5 protein-coding genes and 1 pseudogene are annotated in these 4,075 nt (G+C 46.8%); 3 read left to right on the top strand and 3 right to left on the bottom strand.

Features of this window, described 5'->3' with window-relative positions:
* Positions 1–210: 210 nt before the first annotated feature.
* A complete protein-coding gene (locus ACSZPU_RS23925) occupies positions 211–480 on the top strand; it encodes a type II toxin-antitoxin system TacA family antitoxin (protein ID WP_499004016.1) in 270 nt (89 codons plus the stop codon).
* A gap of 3 nt (positions 481–483) precedes the next feature.
* Positions 484–1,005: a GNAT family N-acetyltransferase gene (locus ACSZPU_RS23920; protein ID WP_499004014.1), complete on the top strand. Its 522-nt coding sequence runs from the start codon at positions 484–486 to the stop codon at positions 1,003–1,005.
* A 111-nt stretch (positions 1,006–1,116) separates the two neighbouring features.
* On the opposite strand, the gene ACSZPU_RS23915 is transcribed toward ACSZPU_RS23920, so the two are convergent.
* From ACSZPU_RS23915 to ACSZPU_RS23905, 3 genes and pseudogenes are all read right to left on the bottom strand, one after another.
* Positions 1,117–1,668, bottom strand: coding sequence for a fimbrial protein (locus tag ACSZPU_RS23915; protein ID WP_499004019.1), 552 nt, complete (start codon positions 1,666–1,668; stop codon positions 1,117–1,119).
* Positions 1,669–1,725: 57 nt separating this feature from the next.
* Positions 1,726–2,175: pseudogene (locus ACSZPU_RS23910) on the bottom strand (hypothetical protein); the annotation flags it as partial.
* Positions 2,176–2,429: 254 nt separating this feature from the next.
* Entirely contained in the window at positions 2,430–3,314 is an 885-nt protein-coding gene (locus ACSZPU_RS23905; protein ID WP_499004012.1) for an SDR family oxidoreductase, read from the bottom strand.
* Between the two features lie 412 nt (positions 3,315–3,726).
* Here ACSZPU_RS23905 and ACSZPU_RS23900 point away from each other — a divergent pair, with 412 nt between their 5' ends.
* Positions 3,727–3,954: a hypothetical protein gene (locus ACSZPU_RS23900; RefSeq protein ID WP_499004011.1), complete on the top strand. Its 228-nt coding sequence runs from the start codon at positions 3,727–3,729 to the stop codon at positions 3,952–3,954.
* The last annotated feature ends 121 nt before the right edge of the window (positions 3,955–4,075 follow it).

Raw genomic sequence — 4,075 nt, 5'->3', positions numbered from 1 at the left:
ACTCTCAGAGTCTGGACTGAGTACGCCCCTATGGGGCGTTATCAATGCCACCTGCTATGCAGGTGGTTTTTTACCTGAAAATTCATGAGCGGCAACTTATAGTTATTGTACGGATTTCTTCCGTACATATTGTCGATTCTGCAATTCCAGCCACTGACGTTAAAGCATAATGAATGACGGCTGCAGCGACGAGCTATCAAGGAGCACATCGTGCCAGCACTCAAAAAACAGCGTATTGACCTTCGGCTCACGGATGATGATAAGACCATCATTGAAGAGGCGGCTGCGTTGTCCAATCAGACCATTACACAGTTTATGCTCTCGAGCGCCTCAGCGCGTGCGGCAGAAGTGATTGAACAGCATCGCCGTCTCGTACTGAGTGAAGAATCCTGGAATCTGGTGATGGATGCCATCAGTAATCCTCCTCAACCGAATGACAAACTCAAACGAGCGACAAAGCGTCTACAAGACATGGTGTGAGGCGTGGACGAACTGACTATTTCGATTTTTTCTGAGGGCGTGCAATACGATTTTTCCGGCTTCGACTGCGGTGATGCCACGTTGAACCGCTTCCTCATCGGGCATCTTGTGCGGCAGCACCGTGGGCGCATAATACGCGGCTACTTGCTTACCACTCGCGAGCCGAAACCGAAAGTGGTTGGCTATTACACGTTATCCGGTAGCTGTTTTGAGAAGGAAACGCTCCCTTCCCGGACGCAACAGAGAAAAATTCCTTACACCAACGTGCCCGGCGTTACCCTTGGTCGTCTGGTCGTCCATAAAGATCTACAGGGTAAAGAGTGGGGGACAACACTTGTCACCCATGCGATGAAGGTCACCTGGCTTGCTTCACTGGCTGTGGGAATTCACGGGATCTTTGTTGATGCGATGAACGATAACGCGAAACAGTTTTATTTGAAGCTCGGTTTTATTGCATTACAAGGCAGGAACGCGAATTCACTGTTCTACCCTACGAAATCTATCGAGATGTTATTTGCAGAATAAGCGGATGTATTATTCCCCGCTATCGTTTGGCGGGGAACACATTTATGCCAAATGCTGCTGCCACGCATAATTGCTATTTGGATAATGCCATTAATCGGTAACTAATAGTGGTTACTGATAGCTGATGGTGTAAATCAGATTACCGTTAGCTTTCCCTGCGGTAAGCAGACTGTCCGTCTGAATATAACGGGCGTAGAGCGGGATAGTAATATTGCTGCTGCCGTCTTTTGGCAGGATGAGTTTATACGCTGCATTGAGGTCGATTTTGTCTGACGTACTGGCGCTGCGAGAAAGCTGAATACCGACGCCGGTGGCGGTGGCTGTGTTATCGGCAATCTTCATAATGCCGTTGGTTGCATCGTTAATACCGTCACCGGGGAGCAGGGTGATGGAGGCAACGTTACTGGTCAGGCCGATAGCATCGATGTTTTGCGTGCCATCAAATATGGCAATGGAAGTTGAACTGTTACCATAAAATTGCCCGCAGTTGTGCAGAATAATGCTGGCGTCTTTCCAGGCGGTGCCGGAACCCTGGCCGCTGAAATCGGAGACTTTGTGTGAGCCCATTGATACCACCGCCGATTTGCTTACCAGTGAGATATTACAGGTTGGTGTATTGACGGTCAGATTACCGCTGATTTTTATGTCGTAAATTGGCACCATACTGCCAGTAAGTCCAAGCGAATAGCGAGCAACTGGAAGGTCACTCCCGGAGATCGTACCGCCGATTACATTCTCTGATGTTTTGATCAGCACGAAGGAGGAGGAAGCAGGCCATATTGATGAAAAAAAACAGCTGCTTGTATTCGTACAACTGGTGGTCGCATAGATATAAGGAAAATGTGTGCCGTCATTGTGAATAAATTGTATGCCTATTCCACTGACACCTGTCTGATAAATCTTTGAGTCAGACGATGTTTCTGTTTTTGGCAAGAAATCATATTCATAGCCAAGTCTAAAATGCCCTGAGGAGTCACATGTGACACGAGCTTGTTGTGCATTAGATGAAATATTGATGCTTTGCCGATAAATAATCGTACCGGGTGCCAGATCGGGCCGTACGCTGATTGCATTAACTGCCAGTGGTAGATTGAAAGATCTCGTATTTGACTGTGGATAAGTTACTGTCGGGCCGAAAGTACAACTGGCTGCTACCCCCCTGCCGCACATGCCTGTTATTGCAGCAAAAAGGAATAATCCCCTTATTTTATGCATTATTAATCCTTACTGGTGATCAGACGCGATAGACAGCAAGAATAGAATGTAGAGGGTGTCAGAAATAGAAATTAAATTTTTGATGGCAGATAATTATCTTCGATACTCACAGAATGAACGCTGTGATGCCAGGCAAAAAGTGTCAATAATCGTTTAAATCCAGATTTTATTGTCACAAAAAGAGCAGGCCTCTCAGCCTGCTCTTATCACTATACGGTCCCCGTCCCGCCATCGGCACACCACACCTGGCCTGAAGAAAACGAGCTTTCATCAGAGGCGAAAAGCACATACAGAGGGGCGATCTCGACCGGCTGGCCAGGGCGCCCAAGTGGCGTGGTTGCGCCAAATTGTTGCACTTTTTCCTGCGGCTGGCCTCCACTTGATTGCAGGGCTGTCCAGTAAGGACCGGGAGCGACCGCATTGACGCGAATTCCCTTCGGGCCAAGCTGCTGAGCCAGCGCTTTAGTAAACGCGACGCCACAGGCTTTGGTTTGCGCATAATCCAACAGTATTGGACTGGGCTGGTAAGCCTGTACTGAGGTGGTATTAATGATCACCGCACCTTCTCCCAGATGCGGGAGGGCCGCCTTCGTTATCCAGAATGGCGCATAGACGTTGGTTTTGAACGTAGCATCGAAGTCCTCAGTGCTGAGATCCAAAATAGATTCACAATACTGTTGCCGCCCTGCGTTGTTCACCAGCACATCCAGCCCGCCAAGTTGGCGTACGGCATTCGTGACCAACTGCTGGCAAAACGACTCATCGCGAATGTCGCCCGGCAATGCGACTGCTCTTCTGCCTTCGGCGGTTATCAGCGCGACAACGGCATCCGCATCAGATTGCTCTTCAGGCAGATAGTTTATTGCGATATCCGCTCCTTCGCGGGCAAACGCAATGGCAACGGCCCGGCCAATACCAGAATCACCGCCGGTGATTAAGGCGCGTTTTCCTGTCAGCCTGCCAGAACCTACATAGCGTGTTTCACCATGATCGGGCATCGGTTTCATCTCTGAGGCCAGTCCCGGCGGCTGTTGCGGTTGTTGCGCAAAAGGAGGAAGAGGGTAGTGATGATGCTTTTTGTCAGAAGGCTTCATAATAACTCATCTCTTTAGCAAACCAGAGAATCAAAATAGACACTAATCCTCTTTCGCGCGAATCGTCATAAATAACGAAACGTTTCTCTGAGAGAAAAATAAATGGTCGAAAACGTTTTTTATTATGCAATAGAGGGAGATGAACGAAATTTCTTTTTTTTAAATTAAATTTATTTAAAGAGAATATATCTTTAAAAAATTTTCACGAAGATCATGTGTGTAACATTATATTAACCGAAACTTGCACAAATATACAACAATAAAGTCTAAGTCAAACAATTAAATATCAGGTCGGGCCAGGGTATAAATTAATTCACTGGAACAGATGACAAAACTTCACGAAATGTAACTTGTTAATTTTTTCCTTTCAGTGCTACGCTGATTAAGTCACAACATTCACAAGGAGATTAGGATGAACAATGAGTCAGCGTTTCCTGCATTTCCCGTTAATGGATGGCAGGTGGGAGCAGTAGAAGATTTGAATGGGGTGGTTATTAAATTTGGTTATAGCACTTCCCCTTATGCGCCGGGTGGTTCATCGTTCGAGTCGCAATTTTTTTGCCTGACGCCTGATAAGGTCAAAAGCCTCATTTACGACCTTCAGTTAAGTCTGCATCAGTATGAAGAAAAAGTCGTCTGACACCTCTTACAGCAAGAATGATTGACATCGCAGCAGCTGTGTTTTGCTAGGCTGTGTCCCTTAATCACCTGAGTTATAGTAACTGTCTTTTTCAACAACATATTGAACTATGGCTCGCTAC

Origin of the sequence: Phytobacter sp. V69, assembly GCF_965644215.1 — a bacterium.
Classification (GTDB): Bacteria; Pseudomonadota; Gammaproteobacteria; order Enterobacterales; family Enterobacteriaceae; genus Phytobacter.
The sequence above is the reverse complement of the archived record's forward strand: the minus strand, read 5'-3'. Positions and strand labels throughout refer to the sequence as shown.